Genomic DNA, 312 nt, shown 5'->3' on the forward strand with positions numbered 1-312 from the left:
GCGCGCAGCCGGCGCACGCGCTGCAGCGCGGCGGCGGCCGCGCGCTGTATCCGGCGCTGGACCCGGTGGACGCGATGGACAACGCGCACAAGGTCGAGCTGCTGCGGCGGCTGGACCAATACCTGCGCGCCGCCGACCCGCGCGTGCAGCAGGTGATGGTGAGCCTGTCCGGCGGCGTGGACACGGTGCTGGTGGCGCGCAGCGACGGCGTGCTCGCCGCCGACGTGCGCCCGCTGGTGCGGCTGAACGTACAGGTGATCGTCGAACAGCAGGGCCGCCGCGAATCCGGCTATGCCGGCGGCGGCGGCCGCT

1 pseudogene is annotated in these 312 nt (G+C 75.3%); it reads left to right on the plus strand.

The features are described 5' to 3' along the window. Window positions 1–312, plus strand: a pseudogene (tldD, locus tag D180_RS19690) (metalloprotease TldD); the annotation flags it as partial.

The organism is Xanthomonas sp. SHU 166, assembly GCF_000364685.1.
Classification (GTDB): Bacteria; Pseudomonadota; Gammaproteobacteria; order Xanthomonadales; family Xanthomonadaceae; genus Xanthomonas_A; species Xanthomonas_A sontii.